General features: G+C 62.8%; 18 protein-coding genes. 13 read left to right on the top strand and 5 right to left on the bottom strand.

The window, feature by feature from the left end; genetic code table 11:
- Positions 1-9 precede the first annotated feature (9 nt).
- The 3 genes from BLQ85_RS02720 (at position 10) to BLQ85_RS02710 (ending at position 1,276) form a co-directional block, all read left to right on the top strand.
- Positions 10-375 carry a hypothetical protein gene (locus tag BLQ85_RS02720; protein ID WP_074574578.1) on the top strand — a complete coding sequence of 122 codons (366 nt, stop codon included), beginning with the start codon at positions 10-12 and terminating at the stop codon, positions 373-375.
- Positions 362-610, top strand: coding sequence for a hypothetical protein (locus BLQ85_RS02715; RefSeq protein ID WP_074574576.1), 249 nt, complete (start codon positions 362-364; stop codon positions 608-610). The genes BLQ85_RS02720 and BLQ85_RS02715 overlap by 14 nt, the downstream gene beginning before the upstream one ends.
- Positions 611-727: 117 nt before the next feature.
- Positions 728-1,276, top strand: a complete 549-nt coding sequence (locus BLQ85_RS02710) for a DsbA family protein (protein WP_074574574.1) — start codon at positions 728-730, stop codon at positions 1,274-1,276.
- Positions 1,277-1,285: 9 nt separating this feature from the next.
- Here BLQ85_RS02710 and BLQ85_RS02705 read toward each other — a convergent pair whose 3' ends face one another.
- A complete protein-coding gene (locus BLQ85_RS02705; RefSeq protein ID WP_074574571.1) occupies positions 1,286-1,807 on the bottom strand; it encodes a GNAT family N-acetyltransferase in 522 nt (173 codons plus the stop codon).
- 97 nt (positions 1,808-1,904) lie between these two features.
- Between BLQ85_RS02705 and BLQ85_RS02700 the strand changes: the two genes are divergently transcribed.
- A complete protein-coding gene (locus BLQ85_RS02700; protein ID WP_074574569.1) occupies positions 1,905-2,462 on the top strand; it encodes a helix-turn-helix domain-containing protein in 558 nt (185 codons plus the stop codon).
- A 28-nt stretch (positions 2,463-2,490) separates the two neighbouring features.
- On the opposite strand, the gene BLQ85_RS02695 is transcribed toward BLQ85_RS02700, so the two are convergent.
- The gene (locus tag BLQ85_RS02695; protein ID WP_074574566.1) at positions 2,491-3,015 is read right to left on the bottom strand and encodes a hypothetical protein; all 525 of its coding nucleotides are present in this window, start codon (positions 3,013-3,015) and stop codon (positions 2,491-2,493) included.
- A 194-nt stretch (positions 3,016-3,209) separates the two neighbouring features.
- Here BLQ85_RS02695 and BLQ85_RS02690 point away from each other — a divergent pair, with 194 nt between their 5' ends.
- The 5 genes from BLQ85_RS02690 (at position 3,210) to BLQ85_RS02675 (ending at position 5,970) form a co-directional block, all read left to right on the top strand.
- The gene (locus BLQ85_RS02690; RefSeq protein ID WP_074574564.1) at positions 3,210-3,533 is read left to right on the top strand and encodes a DUF6172 family protein; all 324 of its coding nucleotides are present in this window, start codon (positions 3,210-3,212) and stop codon (positions 3,531-3,533) included.
- A gap of 32 nt (positions 3,534-3,565) precedes the next feature.
- Complete coding sequence (locus tag BLQ85_RS02685; protein WP_074574562.1) at positions 3,566-4,066, top strand: PDDEXK-like family protein; 501 nt, start codon at positions 3,566-3,568, stop codon at positions 4,064-4,066.
- 61 nt (positions 4,067-4,127) lie between these two features.
- Positions 4,128-4,817, top strand: coding sequence for a hypothetical protein (locus tag BLQ85_RS24085; RefSeq protein ID WP_139200866.1), 690 nt, complete (start codon positions 4,128-4,130; stop codon positions 4,815-4,817).
- A gap of 94 nt (positions 4,818-4,911) precedes the next feature.
- The gene (locus BLQ85_RS02680; RefSeq protein WP_074575125.1) at positions 4,912-5,307 is read left to right on the top strand and encodes a type II toxin-antitoxin system PemK/MazF family toxin; all 396 of its coding nucleotides are present in this window, start codon (positions 4,912-4,914) and stop codon (positions 5,305-5,307) included.
- 69 nt (positions 5,308-5,376) lie between these two features.
- Positions 5,377-5,970 carry a CcdC protein domain-containing protein gene (locus BLQ85_RS02675; protein ID WP_074574559.1) on the top strand — a complete coding sequence of 198 codons (594 nt, stop codon included), beginning with the start codon at positions 5,377-5,379 and terminating at the stop codon, positions 5,968-5,970.
- Positions 5,971-6,059: 89 nt separating this feature from the next.
- Here the strand turns inward: BLQ85_RS02675 and BLQ85_RS02670 are convergent, their stop codons facing one another.
- From BLQ85_RS02670 to BLQ85_RS02660, 3 genes are all read right to left on the bottom strand, one after another.
- Positions 6,060-7,646, bottom strand: a complete 1,587-nt coding sequence (locus BLQ85_RS02670) for an ATP-dependent nuclease (protein ID WP_083336706.1) — start codon at positions 7,644-7,646, stop codon at positions 6,060-6,062.
- 109 nt (positions 7,647-7,755) lie between these two features.
- Entirely contained in the window at positions 7,756-9,033 is a 1,278-nt protein-coding gene (locus tag BLQ85_RS02665; protein WP_074574554.1) for a DEAD/DEAH box helicase, read from the bottom strand.
- Between the two features lie 79 nt (positions 9,034-9,112).
- Positions 9,113-10,588 carry a DHA2 family efflux MFS transporter permease subunit gene (locus BLQ85_RS02660; RefSeq protein ID WP_074574552.1) on the bottom strand — a complete coding sequence of 492 codons (1,476 nt, stop codon included), beginning with the start codon at positions 10,586-10,588 and terminating at the stop codon, positions 9,113-9,115.
- Between the two features lie 76 nt (positions 10,589-10,664).
- Between BLQ85_RS02660 and BLQ85_RS02655 the strand changes: the two genes are divergently transcribed.
- The 4 genes from BLQ85_RS02655 (at position 10,665) to BLQ85_RS02640 (ending at position 14,960) form a co-directional block, all read left to right on the top strand.
- Entirely contained in the window at positions 10,665-11,708 is a 1,044-nt protein-coding gene (locus BLQ85_RS02655) for an ornithine cyclodeaminase family protein (protein WP_254779661.1), read from the top strand.
- Between the two features lie 35 nt (positions 11,709-11,743).
- On the top strand, positions 11,744-12,895 hold the full coding sequence (locus tag BLQ85_RS02650) for a DSD1 family PLP-dependent enzyme (RefSeq protein WP_074574549.1): 1,152 nt from the start codon (positions 11,744-11,746) through the stop codon (positions 12,893-12,895).
- An 86-nt stretch (positions 12,896-12,981) separates the two neighbouring features.
- Entirely contained in the window at positions 12,982-14,688 is a 1,707-nt protein-coding gene (locus BLQ85_RS02645) for an FAD-dependent oxidoreductase (protein WP_074575123.1), read from the top strand.
- Between the two features lie 11 nt (positions 14,689-14,699).
- Positions 14,700-14,960, top strand: a complete 261-nt coding sequence (locus BLQ85_RS02640) for a UBP-type zinc finger domain-containing protein (RefSeq protein WP_083336705.1) — start codon at positions 14,700-14,702, stop codon at positions 14,958-14,960.
- The last annotated feature ends 76 nt before the right edge of the window (positions 14,961-15,036 follow it).

Raw genomic sequence — 15,036 nt, 5'->3', positions numbered from 1 at the left:
ATTCACTGCATGAACGCCACCCAACCCCATCCCCACAAAACCGACCTCACGGTCACCCACGTGCTGGCCGAGTTGCTGGAGCGCCTGGAGCACAGCGCGGTGCCTGTGGGCGCCGAGCAATACCGCTCCGTCGTGCTGCACCTCGTCAGCGAACTGGGCGACGTGGAGCCGGGTGTGGCGCTAGGCGCGCTGCTGGACACCCATCCGGCCGCCGCCGAGTTGTATGAAAACGTGAACTACCAGTACGCGGGCCTGTGCCGGTCCGCGCTGGACGCCTCGCTCGCCGCCGAGCAGCAGGCCAAAGAGGCCATCGAAAAGGCCATGAAACCTTCAACCCCCCAAACCAAGGAAGATCCAAACCATGGCAAGAGCTGACGCCAAAACCGCTGTCCTCGCAGACGGCCTGCGCTACAAGTCCAAGGTCTCGGGCTCCCCGTTCGCCGCCACCACCTCCTTCGGCGCGGCCACCATGTCCTGCTTTATGTGCGGCAAGCACCGCGCCCGTTCCCTGATGGGCACGCGCAAGGTGCTGGGCAAGTCCCAGGCCGTGTGCTCGCCTTCGTGCAAGGCGCTGGACGAAGCCCTCGAGAACGCGGCCAACCAGGGCTGATTCGCACAGACTGTTTCACCGCTTCCCGCGCTCTGGCTGCCCGGCGTCTTGATCACGTCACGGCCCAGGGCGCATACTGTCTCCACGACCCGTTGAACAGTTGAAGAAAGGTGAACCATGCCCACGCCGGACCCCCAGCTTGAACCTGACGAGGCCATAGACCACATACGTGGCCGCTCGTCGGCCCCGGTCACGCTGCTCGAGTACGGCGACTTCGAGTGCCCCTCCTGCTTCCAGGCCTACGGCGCTTTAAAAGTCATGCTGCCGCACTTCGGCCCGCAGCTGCGTTTTGTTTACCGGCACTTCCCGTTGCGCGAGGTGCACCCCCATGCCGAACTCGCCGCCGAAGCGGCCGAGGCCGCCGGCGCCCAGGGCAAGTTCTGGCCCATGCACGAGCTGCTCTTCACCCACCAGCAGCACCTCAAGGACAAACACCTGCTCGAGTACGCCGCCCAGGCCGGCCTGGACATGGCGCGCTACCAGAATGAAATGAACGACCATGTCTACCTGCAGCGTGTGCAGGAGCACATGCAAAGCGGCCGCCACCTGGGCGTGCGCTCAACACCCACCTTCTATGTCAACGGCGTGGTCTGCGACGTGTCTTTCGGCCTGCAGCATTTGCATGAGGCTATCGACAAGGCGCTGGCCCAATCGGGCCAGGCCTAGAACAGCTTCTTAGCCGTCCACAGGCTGCAAGGGCGTCACCAGCGTCTTCTGCAAAAACGCCAAATCCAGCCAGCGGCCGAACTTGAAGGCCGCCTGTTTGATGGTGCCGCAGTGCTCAAAGCCCAGGCGCTTGTGCAGCTCCATGCTCACGCTGTTCTCCAGGTCGACGGCACCCACCAGCACATGCATGCCTTGCGCCTCGGCCTTGGCGACGACGGCCTCCAGCAGCTTGCGCCCCAGCCCCTGGCCGCGGCAGCTTTTCTCCACATAGACTGAATGTTCGACCGTGTACTTGTAGGCCGGGAATGCGCGGAAGGTGCCGTAGCTCGCAAAGCCCAGCAGCTTGCCAGCGTCGTCCTCCAGTCCTATCACCGGAAAGCCGTTCGCACGTTTGGTAGCGAACCAGCTGACCATGCTTTCGGGCGTGCGCGGTTTGTAGTCGTACAGCGCGGTTGAATTGGCGATGGCCTCGTTGAAGATGGCCAGGATCTGGCCGGCATGGCGTTCTTCGGTGCACAGCACGGGATGCATGGGGAACTCCTTTCGGAAGAGGTATCAGAATTCGTCTACTATAAGATATTATTTGTCCCTTATGATAGACGCATCTTCTTTTCCCTGAAAGCAAGCCATGACGATTGACACCCTGATCGCCTCCCGGCTGCTGGCCCTGCGCCAGGCCAAGGGCCTGAGCCTGGCCGAGCTGGCCGAACTGTCCGGCGTCAGCAAGGCCATGATCTCCAAGGTCGAGCGCGTCGAGAGCAGCCCCACCGCCATGATTCTGGGCCGGCTCGCCGCCGGCCTGGGCGTGCCGCTGGCCCAATTGCTCATCGAAGAAGACAAGCAAGCCGGCCGCCGCCTGCGCAAAAAAGCCGACCAGGAAGTCTGGCGCGACCCCGAAGCCGGCTATTTGCGCCGCCAGGTGGCCGAACGCGGCAGCGAGGGCGGCGCCGAGATGGTCGAGGTCGAGCTGCCGCGCGCCACCCGCGTCGCCTACCCAAGGTGGACGGGCCAGCCCTATCGCCAGCGCTTGTGGCTGGTCGAGGGCGGCCTGCGCATTGAGTATGGCGACGAGGCCTTTGAACTCGCGCCCGGCGACTGCCTGGACTTTGGCGTGGACCGCCCGCTGGTATTTAAAACCCTGGGGCGTAGCGGCTGCCGTTACCTCTTAGTCATAAGTCCAGGCTGAGAGAGTCGTTCACAAAGTTTTGAGCGGCTCAGGCCGCAGCCGAGCCGGGCAGCGGCACAGCCTGCGCCGCATTGCGCGCGCGTATGCGCCTCACCTGCAGCGCCGCGCCAATGAGGTAAAGCAGCAGCAACACACCCGTGGCCACCTTGAGCTCAGGCGCATCGGCATTGGGCAGCAGCGGCGCGCCCAGCGGCAGGCGCGTGGAGGTCTCGGTGATCGCCGGGATCAGGTGGAACACAAAGGTGATCGAATAACTGAGCGTCTCCACATAAGGCGAGGCACGGCCCAGCACCTTGGTGGTGCCCGCGACCCAGGCAATGCCCAGCACCAGCAGCGTGATGATGCCCAGCGCATGCGGCTTGCCGAAACCGCCATGCTGGAAGATGCCAAAGCCCGTGAGGCAGGTCAGCACCGTGGTCCAGATATAGACCCGGCCCAGGGTGGACGCGGCAATGATTTCCTTGTCGCGGAAAAAAGCGATCAGCGCCGCCGCAACGGCTACCAGGCTGATGGCGGTGTGGATCACACCGAGGTAAGTCAATCCATAGATCATCGGAAACTCCTTGAGTCTTTGAAGGGACGATAGGCGGCTTGCACGTTGGCGTATAGCTCAAGCAAACGCCATGCCGCGCAAATTGTGGCCCGCCGCACCGCTTTTGCCCATGGTTTTGCAGGCCCATGCGGCCGCGGCCCGATAATCGGTAGCAAGCGTGGCCACAACAGGCTACGCACTGACACCAAAGTACTATGAAAAAAACATTCCAGCTCAAAGTCGAAGGCAAAAACCGCGAGCGCCTGCTCGAAGCCGCCAAACACGACATCCGCAAATACTTCAAACGCGAACGCGCCAAGGCCCTGCCCAAGGGCGTGGACTTCTGGGACTTTGATTGCAAGTCAGGCTATAGCGAAGCCTCGGCGGCTGTTGTGCCGGAAGCCGGCCTCATCAAGTCGATTGACGAAATCGTCAAGGATGGCGGCGAGCAGTTTTATGTCGAGGTGCTGGCCAAGCCTGGGGTCAAGGTGGCGCGGGTGAGGAATGAGGGTGAGGATGATTTGATGGATGGCGAGTAAAAGTTGTGGCGCGCAGTACGTGAGGCCGATGAATGAAAAATTCCTGGCAAGTCGCAACCGCCGCTGAAGCGTTTGCTGCCGCACAGTTCGCCCGCTGCGGTTGGGATGTATCGGTTCAGTACGGTGCCAATCAGCCTGAGTACGATCTTGTCGCTCTTGACGGAGAGCGGGTATTGAAGGTTTCTGTCAAGGGCAGCAGAGATGGCGGTTGGGGCCTTACACAGTCATATATTGCGAACGCTGACTATCACTCTGCAGCGGATGCCTGGCTTAAGAAGCACTCTTCGAAGACTGTGTTTTGCCTTGTTCAGTTCAAAGGCACGCTAATAACCGAGCTTCCTCGCATGTATCTTGCAAGACCAGCTGAAATTGCAGCTTGGCTTAAAGCTGCGGCGGCAGGGCGTGGAGATACCATCCTTTACGAGCGTCATGAATGGTCAGAACGAGCGAAGGCTACTGGAATAACGGACCTCATTCCAGGGGCTTGGAAATTTACTGAATTAAGACTCAATGACATCGCAGCAGGGGCCTAGTCCTTGATCACACCGGATTCGTCCTCGGCGAGCCAATAGACTCAAATGCTGGAGGTGTGGCGTGACTTCTCAAACGTGGCGGCAGGCTTGGGTAAGAGAGAAATGCGGCATCGCGACTCGGTTGTCTCAGGGGAATGCCGGTGCCAGCTATGCCGAAGCGGTCATTCTGGTCTGTGCAGTTCTGAGCGCTCTTGCCGCGGAGTTATGGAAAGGTCGAAGAATTGATCGAGCACGTTTCGTTGAGATGCTGGTTCGCCTCGGTTCTCCCACGGAAATATGGGCCACCATCAGCACTCCACTTTTGGTGCAGTATCTCGATGCTAACTCGCATAAAGTGGAAGCGGCGCTCGTGAGGAAGGCTTTTGGATTGCCCACTTCCGCGCGTATTCTGACTGGTGCTGATGTGGATAAATCTATGGCGGACGTCACGACAATTTGCCCGAGCCTGAACGCGAAAGAGTTACGCCGATTCTCTTATGCGTCCCTTCTTTATCAAGACGTTAGGTCGTCATACGCTCACGAGTACAGACCAGGAAAAGATGCTGACTCGTGGCCAGCAACTATGTTGCAGAACCAAAATGTGAGCTACATCAATCGAATAAGCGACGAGTCTGCGGAGATGAGGCGACTTATTCATTTTCATTTTGACTGGCTCGCGAACGTCGCAATTCAGCTAGCAATGGCTGTAGATGACTTCTCGTTGGAATTGCCCAGATCGAATCCGAAGGTCTGGTGGATTGACGGAGGCTAGGGAAGGGCTCTTCACCAATCTGTAAGTCGGCAACCGCATTTGCTTGTTTTCATTTGTCGAGGGTGCTGGTCCCTGCGATGAGAAAATGCAGCCTATGGACAGAGACCCAGAAGCCCCAACAGGCCCATTCCCCGACACCTTCAAGCAGGGCGACGTGTTCTGGATAGAAGCAGACCCCTCACGCGGCTCCATCCCAGGCTCCCCGCATCCCCATGTCATCGTGCAGGACGACGTCTTTAACCGCTCCCGCATCAGCACTGTCATTGTTTGCGCGCTGACCTCCAACCTGAACCGCGCGACCGAGCCCGGCAATGTCTTGCTGGAGCCCGGCGAGGGCAAGCTGCAGAAGCAAAGCGTGGTGGTCGTGTCGCAGGTCTCTTCGGTTTACAAGACACGCCTGGGTGAGCACATAGGGACCTTGTCGGGGGAACGGGTTCAGCAGATACTGGCGGGCATGCGATTTTTGCAGGCGTCGTTTCTCCATCGATAGCCGCAGGCGTACCGCTTCAGGCAATGCCCGCCGCCTGTACCCATTCTTCGCCACCTGAAGGCCCACACCATGCCAGCGCCCAGTCCCTCCACCCTCACCTTGCTAGTGCTTCTTCCGCTGATCACATGGCGCGTTTACGCACGCTTTCGCCGCATGGTGGGGCGCCAGCGCCTGTCGCGGATCAGGCCCTGGATCACGCTGGTGATATTTCCGGTCCTGATAGTCCTGCTGGGTTTTGCCGCGCGCGAGCACCTGGATCGCCTCTGCTGGCTGGCCGGCGGCCTGGGCCTGGGCGCCTGGCTGGGCGTCTTCGGGCTGGGCAAGACGCGCTTCGAGCCGACGCCCCAAGGCCTGTTCTACACGCCCAATGCGCACCTGGGTATCGCGCTGTCACTGCTGTTTGTCGCGCGCATTGTGTATCGCCTGGTCGAGGTCTACCTCATCGCGCCGGGGATGCCCAACGGCCTCGGTGACTTCGCGCGCAGCCCGCTCACACTGGCTGTTTTTGGCCTGCTAGCAGGCTACTACATCAGCTATGCCTTCGGCCTTGTGCGATGGCGCTTTCGTGTTCTGCGGGCGAAGAGGGAGCGTGAGGCGCTGAAAGGGGATGCTGAGTTTTCCGTTGATAGAGCCGGGGCTGACAAGCCTCATCAAGTCGATTAATGAGATCGTGAAAGACGGTGGCAAACAGTTTTACGTGAAAGTGGTGGCCAAGGGTGCGCAGCAGACGTCGCGGCTGAAGGAAAAGGGATTCATGCAGATTTTCGAGGGGGCAGAAAGGGCAGCAAGGCTGCTTCTAAAGCCGCGTTCAATGCCGCAAATGCGGGCTCAGTCGAACCCAAGCCCGTTTTGACCAGCTCGCAGTATCGCTCCTTGGAAATGCCTAAGCTCGCAGCGGCTGGTCCGATAAGGGGCTTACCTGGCAGCACACGCAAAAAATCTGCGGGATCATTCGAGTTAACGGCGGAGTCAACGACGTGAGCTTCTTCGGTCCATATCTGAGTTGGCTTGGTCACAGGCAAGGTAGCGGGGATATACGCGGTCAATGCTGTCTCCAAAGCGGTCCGGTCACTAAAGTCTGACGTGCCACCGAAACTGCGCTCTAAAAGCATCATTGACTTAGCCTTGAAGCGCTCGCTGATAAGTTTGTTGGAAAGTACACCATTCACTTGCCGCTTCCACCCTTGATGCGCCTCTGCATAGGTTTGCTCCGCTCTGGTTGATAGCCCCAGATGAGCTGCAATCGCAAGATAGACCGATTTGAGTACGTACAGACTTTCGACTTCGTGCACGGGCAATACGTGAAGTCCCGATATATTGGAGAGAAGATCGTCTGGCCAGTGATCGCGGTCGATTATTCCAACGGCCTCAAAACCGCTAACAATTGAAGTCGTTTGAAAGGCGGCGGTGCATCGCTTTACGTTTTCGCAGCCGCCGACGGGCACTAATGCGGTACCTTTTTCATTGAACCATGCCCGAAGCAATTCCTGATCAAGGCTTTTTTCTTCGCGACCTTCGCAAAATACCAGCCTCTTCGCGTAGACGGAAAAAGATGCTGCCCCAAGAATAGAGGCAACATCGTCAGCAGGAAGAGACTCGCCAGCGGCTATTAGCTCTGGTGCCTGATTTGGTCGAGTCAGGATTATGCTGGCGTCTTTCCTTGATAACGCGAAATTTAGATCATGCGTCACATACACAAACCGCTTGTCACTGCACATTGACTCAAGCGCGTCCCAGAACCGTACGGCCAGCCTTGAGTGAAAGTGGGTTTCGGGTTCATCGATTACGACGAACTGATGAGCTGAGTCGAGAATCCTTGCGGCGATATAGAGCCCGGTCCGCTCGCCGTCACTCATGTGCTTCGCGGTATAGGTAGCCGAACCCAGATACTCGTTCGAAACAGTGGCCTTGAAGTCCTTAAACGCGATGGTCCTTCCAGGAAAAACAGTTTTCCAGAGCCCTCGAGTTTTGTTGAGTACGGTTTCAGGAAGATCTGTCGGCGTCTCTCCATCTTGAAGCTGATCGTAAATTCGCATCGCTTCGACTGCATGCGAACTCCAGAGCTTTCCAAATAGCGCCTCTATGTCGGGTATTAGTTCCCAGTAGGAATTACGCCTCTGATTTGTGCGATTGGTTAGCTCATTCGTGGCCGTTTGCAAAGTCCAGTTTGGGATCTCATCTGGAAGTGCGATCTGTCGCACTGCGCCTATAAATTCGGCATTTCCCTGCTGGGTCATTTGAACGGCTAAGCGGGTTTTTCCAGAGCCGTTGGCGCCGAGTATGACGATGGGCGTCGCCCCGGGTATGGGTGTAGGTAGACCGGGAATTGAAATGTCCATCTGGGGCCTTCTGTCAGCTGATAGTGCCCGTGTAGATGATACGGGGGACTATAAATACAAAGCACCGATGGTATGTATTTTGTTACGGGTAGTCTCTCCCACAAACAGACTAGACCTTAGCCCGCCCACCATTTGCAGAGCCAGCCGCAGCCCGCAACTTATCCTTCTTGCTAGGCCGCTTCCCCTTGACCCCACCTGTCCCCGCAGGGTCCACCGGGTTCATCACCGCCACCTCCACGCGCTCAAAACCCACGACCTGCTCGCGCGGCACTTTGAGGCCCAGGCGCTTTTCAATGAGTTTGAAATGCGCCTCGGTGTCCACACTCACAAAACTCACCGCCACACCGGATTCACCGGCGCGCCCGGTGCGGCCTATGCGGTGGGTGTAGTCGGTGACGGAGCGCGGCAGGTCGTAGTTGACGACCACGGGCAGCTGCGCAATGTCTATGCCGCGCGCGGCGACGTCGGTGGCGACCACGACTTGCACGGCCTTGATCTTGAAGTCTTGCAGCACCTGGGTGCGTTTGCCCTGGCTCAGTTCGCCGTGGAAGGGTTCGGCCTGGATGTCCACTTTGCGCAGCTTGTCGGCGACGATTTCGGCTGCGTGTTTGGTGGCGACAAAGACCAGCACACGCTCCCATTTTTCGGTCTGGACCAGGTGGCGCAGCAACTGGGTGCGGCGGGGGGCGTCGACTTCAATCGCGCGCTGGGCGATGTCGGGCACGGCTTGCACGATGGGCGCGACTTCCACGCGCAAGGGGTTGCGCAGCAGGCTGGCGGCCAGGGCTTCAATCGCGGGTGGGAAGGTCGCGGAGAAAAACAAGGTCTGGCGCTTGGCCGGCAGCAGGGCCAGGATGCGGTTCAGTTCTTCGCCAAAGCCCAGGTCCAGCAGGCGGTCGGCTTCGTCGAGCACCAGGCTGCTGGTATTCGCCAGGCTCAGGGCGTTGTGGTCCACCAGGTCCAGCAGGCGGCCCGGTGTGGCGACCACAATGTCGGCGCCGCCGCGCAGATTCATCATTTGCGGGTTGATGGAGACACCGCCAAACACCACCGCGACTTTCATGCGCTGCGGCAAATACCTGGCAAAGCTGACGATGGCCTCGCCGACCTGTGCGGCCAGCTCGCGTGTAGGCACCAGGATGAGCGCGCGCACGGGCCGGTGGCCGCTGGGCGTGGCGCTGGTCGCCAGGCGCTGCAGCAGCGGCAGCGCAAAGGCGGCAGTCTTGCCCGAGCCCGTCTGGGCCGAGGCCACCAGGTCGCGGCCTTCCAGGACGGCCGGGATGGCGGCCTGCTGTATGGGCGTGGGGGCGGTATAGCCTTTTTCGTCGAGGGCGCGCAGCAGCAGGGGCAGCAGCGCGGGCGAAAAGCCCAGTGAGGAAAATGGCATGGGTGGTGTGGAGGAGGGTGGGAGGACGCGGTGTTGGCCGCGTGGAGCGAGCCCGGTTAGGCCGCCTGAAGCCTCAAGTTTAAGGCCGCGTGCTTTTAGCCCCGACCGGCGCCAGAAACAGCAGCGCGCAGGCCGATGCGCCCAGCGCGCACAGCACACAGCCCAGCACCACCCAGCGAAAGGCCGCGACCAGCAACTCGGGCGGGGCCGACTGCACCGGGCCCTGGAGCGCGGCGGCAAACACCACGCCCAGCAGCGCCACGGCCAGCAGGCCGGCCACACGCGCGACGGCGTTGTTGATGCCCGAGGCAATGCCGGCATGGGCGGCGGGCACGGCGTTCATGACGGTGGTGGTCAGCGGCGCGACGGCAATCGTCATGCCCAGGCCCAGCACCACCATGGCCGGGAAGAAACCGGCCCAGTAAGGCCAGCCCACACCGGGCAGGGCCAGCAGCGCAAAACCCGCGGCGGCCACGGCCGGCCCGGCCATCAGCATGGTGCGTGCGCCAAAACGTTCGGTGAGTCTGGCGGTGGCGGGTGACAGAAAGCCCAGCAGCAGCGAGAAGGGCAGCAAGGTGGCGCCCGCGGCGGTGGCCGAGTAGTGGAAGGCGCCAATCAGCACAAAGGGCAAAAAGAACAGCGCGCCGCTGAGCGCGAAGTACAGCAGCAGCGTGAGCAAATTGGTGCCCACAAAGTCGCGCGACTGGAACAGGCCCAGCGGCATCATGGGTGCGCGCGTGCGGGCCTGCACAAACACAAAGGCCAGCAGCAGCACGGCGCCCAGCGCGATCGGGCCCAGCACCTCGGCCACCTGCCAGCCGCGCTCGGGCGCCAGGGTCAGGCCATAGGTCAAGCCGCCCAGGCCGCTGGCCACCAGCAGCACGCCGGGCCAGTCCAGCTGTTTTGGCGCGTCGGGGTCGCGGCTGTCGGGCACGGCATACAGGGCCAGCCATACGGTGGCCACCGCCATGGGTACATTCAAAAAGAAGATGGAGCGCCAGGACACCGCATCAACCAGCCAGCCGCCCAGCACAGGCCCGGCCGCGCCGGTAATCGCCGCCCAGGCGGCCCAGGTGCCTATGGCCTTGCCGCGGGCCTCGCCTTCAAACACATTGCCGATGATGGCCAGGCTGGCCGGCACCAGCAGCGCCGCGCCCACGCCCTGCAGGGCACGCGCCGCGATCAGCGCCAGCGGCCCGGGCGCCAGGCCGCAGGCGATAGAGGCGGCGGTAAACAGCGCGATGCCCATGATAAAAATCTTGCGTCGGCCAAAGCGGTCGCCCAGCGAGCCGCCCACCAGCACCAGCGAGCCCAGCAAGAGCAGGTAGGCATTGATGACCCATTGCATCTCGGCCAGCCCGGAGGCCGAGCCGCCGGCCAGGTCGCGCTGGATGGCGGGCAGGGCGATGTTGACGACCGAGCCGTCGATAAAAGCCATGGAGGAACCGAGCACCGTGGCGGCTAGCGCCAGTCTGGGATGGGCTGTGGGGCCGCAGTCGCCGGCCTGGGCGCGGATGATGCCTTCGTCACAAGGGGCGTGCGGGTTGCCGGGCATGGAGTCTCCTGCAATGGACGGGTGAAGGTGAAGCGGCTTGTTTGACAAATTGTCTAATAATGGATAATATTTCCAGATGTTGAACAAACCCCCAACACCCGGCCTCAAGCCCCATCCTGCCAGCTTTGGCCACGACGCGCCAAACGCCACACTTCCGGCCGAGGCGCAACTGCTGCTGCTGGACAAACATGCTGTCGAGGCCCTGCTGCTGCCCGCTGACGTGCTGAAAGCTACGCGCGAGGCCTTTGTGCTGCACAGCCAGGGTGAAGGCCGGGTGTTCTCACTGGTACGTGAAAAGCTGGCCACCGGCGGCGTGTTCGGCATCAAGTCGGGCGATGTGGGCGCGCAGTCGCTGCTGGGTTTCAAGGCGGCCGGTTTCTGGCCCGGCAACCCCGCGCGGGGTGCCGACGCCCACCAGGCCACCATCATGCTGATCGACCCCGCCACCGGCCGGCCCACCTGTTTGATAGACGGCAACGCCGTCACCACCGAGCGCACCGGCGCCGCCGGCGGCCTGGGCTTGCAGCTGGCGCGGCCCGACAGCCGCACGGTCTGCGTCTTTGGCACCGGCGTGCAGGCGCAAGCACAGCTGCGTTTTGCCATTCGCCAGCTGCCCGGGCTGCGCCAGGTGTTTTATGCCACGGCCGACGGCCATCCCAAGCCCGCGTTTGAAGCCCTGTTTGCCGGGCAGTGTGCCATCGCGCATGCGGCCGACGTGAATGCCGCCGTGGCCCAGAGCGATGTCGTGATCACGGCCACCACCGGCAAGGGCCCGCTGTTCGCGCTGGAAGCTGTGCAGCCCGGCACGCACATCAATGCGGTGGGCTGCGACACCAAGGGCAAACGCGAGCTGCCCGAAGGTTTGCTGGCCGGGGCGCGCGTGTTTGTGGACGACGCCGCCCAGTCGCGCGGCATAGGTGAACTGCAATGGGCGCCCGACACCGCGTGCACCGAAATCGGCGATGTGCTGTCGGGCAAGGCCGCCTTTGCGCGCGGCGCCGGCGACATTACCGTGTTCGACATGACCGGCATCGCCTTGCAAGACCTCACGGTTGCGCGCATGCTGGAGCAGCGCGCACGCCTTGCCGGCAAGGGCCAAAGCATCAGCTGGCCCTGGTAACTTGATTGATTCCCACATAGCCCCCGGAGATTCCCTTGACCGCCACCACCCAGTCCCATCCCCTGGCTGCCCTGGACACACCCGCCGCCGTGATCGACCTGGCGCGCATGCAGCGCAACATTGAGCGCATGCAGCAGCGCATGAACGCGCTGGGCGTGCGTTTCCGGCCGCATGTCAAGACCAGCAAATGCACGCCGGTGGCGCGCGCGCAGCTCAGGGCCGGGGCGGAAGGCATCACGGTGTCCACGCTCAAGGAGGCCGCGCAGTTTTATGCCGACGGTTTTAACGACATCCTTTATGCGGTCGGCATGGTGCCGGCCAAGCTGCCGCAGGCGCTGGCGCTGCGGCGCCAGGGCTGCGACTTGAAAATCATCACCGACAGCGTGGCCTCGGCCGCGGCGATTGCCGCCTTCGGCCGCGAGCACGGCGAAAAATTCGAGGTCTGGATAGAAATCGACAGCGACGGCCACCGCTCGGGCATCAAGCCCGGCGAGGCCGCCTTGCTGGACGTGGCACGCGCGCTGCACCAGGGCGGCATGGTGTTGGGCGGCGTGATGACGCATGCCGGATCGAGCTACGACCTCAATACCCCCGAGGCCCTGGCCGCCATGGCCGAGCAGGAGCGCGCCGCCTGCGTGCGGGCCGCCGAACGTGTGCGCGAGGCGGGCTTGCCGTGCCCGGTGGTCAGCGTGGGCTCCACGCCCACGGCGCTGTCGGCGGCGCAGCTTGACGGCGTGACCGAGGTGCGCGCCGGGGTGTACGTGTTCTTTGACCTGGTGATGCACAACATCGGCGTTTGCACCACCGACGACATCGCGCTCAGCGTGCTGACCACGGTGATAGGCCACCAGGTGGAAAAAGGCTGGGCGATTGTGGACGCCGGCTGGATGGCCATGAGCCGCGACCGCGGCACGCAAAAGCAGGCGCACGACTTCGGCTACGGCCAGGTCTGTGATGCCGAGGGCGAGGTGCTGGCCGGTTATGTGATCAGCGGCGCCAACCAGGAGCACGGCATTCTTTCGCGCGAGGGCGCGCCCGATACCGATATCGCGAAGCGTTTCCCGGTCGGCACGCAGCTGCGCATCTTGCCCAACCATGCCTGCGCCACCGGCGCGCAGCACCCTGAGTACCATGCGCTGGCCGAGAACGGCGAAGTCGCGACCTGGCGACGTTTGTACGGCTGGTAACCCGTGCCCTGGTGCACATAGTGAGCTAATCAGTCATCATGGCGGCCTGGGCGCTGCGCGGCAGGGCCTGCCGACCGGAGTTTTTGATGGCTGACGACCCGACCCCCACACCCCCGCCGCTGGCCGAGAGCCGGCGCCACCAGATGTTCCCGGTGCTGAGCCCGGCGGAGATCGCGCGCATACGCCGCTTCGGCACCGTGCTGCATTTCAAAAGAGGCGACAGGCTGTTCGCCGCCGGCGAGCCCGGCCCCGGCATGTTTGTGCTGCTCAAGGGCTCGGTCACCATCACCCAGCGCGACGGCCTGGGCCATGTGGTGCCCATCGTCACGCAGGGGCCGGGCCAGTTCCTGGCCGAGGTGGGCCAGCTGTCGGGCGCGCCGGCGCTGGTGGACGGCCATGCCGAGGACGAGGTGGACGCCTTGCTGGTGCCGCCCAGCCAGCTGCGTGCCCTCATCATTGCCGAGGCCGACCTGGGCGAGCGTGTGGTGCGCGCATTGATATTGCGGCGTGTCGCGCTGATCGAAGCCGGCGCCAGCGGTCCGGTGCTGATAGGCCGGCCGCAGTCGGCCGCCGTGGTGCGGCTGCAAAGCTTTTTGAACCGCAATGGCGAACCCCACCATGTGGTCGATATTGCCGAGGATGCCGATGCCGCCGCGCTGATGGTGGAGTACGGCGCCGCCGCCGGCGACGTGCTGGCGGTCTGCCCCGACGGCTCGGTGCTGGTCAACCCCGGCGAAAACCAGCTGGCCCGCTGCATGGGCATGGTGGACACCGCCGAGCGCAGCGAGCTGTTTGACGTGATCGTGGTGGGCGGCGGGCCCGCCGGCCTGGCGACGGCGGTGTATGCGGCCTCCGAGGGCCTGCAAGTCATCGTGCTGGACTGCCGCGCCTACGGCGGCCAGGCCGGCGCGAGCGCGCGCATCGAGAACTACCTGGGTTTCCCGACCGGCATCTCGGGCCAGGCCCTGGCCGGCCGCGCTTATGTGCAGGCGCAGAAATTCGGCGTGGAGATGCTGATCCCCGCGCAGGCCCAGTCGCTGGACTGCGCGGCCAAGGCCATCAAGGGCGAGCTGCATGTGAAGCTGACCGACGGCCGCGTGCTGCGCGCCAAGACCGTGGTGGTGGCCAGCGGCGCGCGCTACCGCCGCCCCGAGGTGCCGCGCCTGGCCGAGTTTGAGGGCCGCGGCGTCTGGTACTGGGCCTCGGCACTGGAAGCCAAGATGTGCAGCCAGACCGAGGTGGTGCTGGTGGGCGGCGGCAATTCGGCCGGGCAGGCGGCCGTGTTTTTGTCGCAGCACGCGGCCAAGGTCAACATGCTGGTGCGCGGCCCCAGCCTGGCGGCCAGCATGTCGCGCTACCTGATAGACCGCATAGACGCCACGCCGAATATCGAACTGCTGCCGCAGACCGAGGTGGTCAAGCTGCACGGCGACGGCAACGCGGGCCTGAACGCCGTGACCTGGCGCAACCGCCAGCGCGGCACCGAGCATGACGCCGAGGTGCGCAATGTGTTCCTGTTTGTCGGCGCGGACCCGGAAACCGCCTGGCTGGACAGCTGCGGCGTGGCCCTGGACGCGCACGGTTTTGTGCGCACCGGCGAAAGCGTGACCTGCAAACACTCCGACTACAAACCCGCGCCGCTCGAAACCAACATCCCGGGCCTGTTCGCCGTGGGCGACGTGCGCAGCGGATCCGTCAAGCGTGTGGGCGGCGCGATAGGCGAGGGCGCGGCGGCGGTCGCGATGATTCACCAGCACCTGGCGGCGATGGAGCGCGCCACGGCCACTGCCTGAGGAGATTCTTGATGCGTATCAAACCCTGCGACCATGTCCCGGCAGAACTCCATTCACCGAATGCCAAAGGCTGCGAAGAGTGCCTCAAGATGGGCGGAACCTGGGTGCACCTGAGGTTGTGCGTGCACTGCGGCCATATCGGATGCTGCGACGACTCCATCAACCAGCATGCAAGCAAACACCATGAGGCCACAGGCCATGCGGTGATTCAGTCGTTTGAGCCCGGCGAAAGCTGGATGTGGTGTTATGAGCACCAGCTGCAGGTGGGCTAGGGGAGCCGTTCAAAAAAACCTCCTGGCGTTGTTGCGGCCGCCTTGCCGTGCTGGTGCACTGTCTGCGGCGTCGCGC

Source organism: Polaromonas sp. JS666, assembly GCF_900103405.1.
Classification (GTDB): domain Bacteria; phylum Pseudomonadota; class Gammaproteobacteria; order Burkholderiales; family Burkholderiaceae_C; genus Polaromonas.
The sequence above is the reverse complement of the archived record's forward strand: the minus strand, read 5'-3'. Positions and strand labels throughout refer to the sequence as shown.

Excerpts from the sequence above, each read along its gene's own strand:
- BLQ85_RS02720 (WP_074574578.1), top strand. The coding sequence starts at position 10 with ATGAACGCCACCCAACCCCATCCCCACAAAACCGACCTCACGGTCACC.
- BLQ85_RS02715 (WP_074574576.1), top strand. The coding sequence starts at position 362 with ATGGCAAGAGCTGACGCCAAAACCGCTGTCCTCGCAGACGGCCTGCGC.
- BLQ85_RS02710 (WP_074574574.1), top strand. The coding sequence starts at position 728 with ATGCCCACGCCGGACCCCCAGCTTGAACCTGACGAGGCCATAGACCAC.
- BLQ85_RS02705 (WP_074574571.1), bottom strand. The coding sequence starts at position 1,807 with ATGCATCCCGTGCTGTGCACCGAAGAACGCCATGCCGGCCAGATCCTG.
- BLQ85_RS02700 (WP_074574569.1), top strand. The coding sequence starts at position 1,905 with ATGACGATTGACACCCTGATCGCCTCCCGGCTGCTGGCCCTGCGCCAG.
- BLQ85_RS02695 (WP_074574566.1), bottom strand. The coding sequence starts at position 3,015 with ATGATCTATGGATTGACTTACCTCGGTGTGATCCACACCGCCATCAGC.
- BLQ85_RS02690 (WP_074574564.1), top strand. The coding sequence starts at position 3,210 with ATGAAAAAAACATTCCAGCTCAAAGTCGAAGGCAAAAACCGCGAGCGC.
- BLQ85_RS02685 (WP_074574562.1), top strand. The coding sequence starts at position 3,566 with ATGAAAAATTCCTGGCAAGTCGCAACCGCCGCTGAAGCGTTTGCTGCC.
- BLQ85_RS02680 (WP_074575125.1), top strand. The coding sequence starts at position 4,912 with ATGGACAGAGACCCAGAAGCCCCAACAGGCCCATTCCCCGACACCTTC.
- BLQ85_RS02675 (WP_074574559.1), top strand. The coding sequence starts at position 5,377 with ATGCCAGCGCCCAGTCCCTCCACCCTCACCTTGCTAGTGCTTCTTCCG.
- BLQ85_RS02670 (WP_083336706.1), bottom strand. The coding sequence starts at position 7,646 with ATGGACATTTCAATTCCCGGTCTACCTACACCCATACCCGGGGCGACG.
- BLQ85_RS02665 (WP_074574554.1), bottom strand. The coding sequence starts at position 9,033 with ATGCCATTTTCCTCACTGGGCTTTTCGCCCGCGCTGCTGCCCCTGCTG.
- BLQ85_RS02660 (WP_074574552.1), bottom strand. The coding sequence starts at position 10,588 with ATGCCCGGCAACCCGCACGCCCCTTGTGACGAAGGCATCATCCGCGCC.
- BLQ85_RS02655 (WP_254779661.1), top strand. The coding sequence starts at position 10,665 with ATGTTGAACAAACCCCCAACACCCGGCCTCAAGCCCCATCCTGCCAGC.
- BLQ85_RS02645 (WP_074575123.1), top strand. The coding sequence starts at position 12,982 with ATGGCTGACGACCCGACCCCCACACCCCCGCCGCTGGCCGAGAGCCGG.
- BLQ85_RS02640 (WP_083336705.1), top strand. The coding sequence starts at position 14,700 with ATGCGTATCAAACCCTGCGACCATGTCCCGGCAGAACTCCATTCACCG.